Raw genomic sequence first — 281 nt, 5'->3', positions numbered from 1 at the left:
CCCGGTATCGCCCACCACCAGTCGGTGCCGTCGCCCGTCGCCGGCATGGCGCGGGTCTCGGAGGCCGCCGAGGCCGCACCCTGGTCCGTCCCCGACCCGGCCTGCTCCGTCTCCCACGGTGCCGGGTAGATCCCGGGAGCCGATCCCGTGCCTGTCGTCTTGCCCATCGCGCCCAGCTCGAACAGGAACTTGTGCACATCCGACGGGTACTCGGCGCGGTGCCAGAGGCCGTTCGGTGTTTCGGCGAGATGCCCCGCCGTGTGTATCCACACGTCTTGGCC

At 71.2% G+C, this 281-nt stretch carries 1 pseudogene; it reads right to left on the bottom strand.

The window, feature by feature from the left end:
- Nucleotides 1-272: pseudogene (locus J0695_RS43405) on the bottom strand (hypothetical protein); the annotation flags it as partial.
- Nucleotides 273-281 lie beyond the last annotated feature (9 nt).

Source organism: Streptomyces beijiangensis (genome assembly GCF_017315755.1).
Taxonomy (GTDB): Bacteria; Actinomycetota; Actinomycetes; order Streptomycetales; family Streptomycetaceae; genus Streptomyces; species Streptomyces beijiangensis.
The sequence above is the reverse complement of the archived record's forward strand: the minus strand, read 5'-3'. Positions and strand labels throughout refer to the sequence as shown.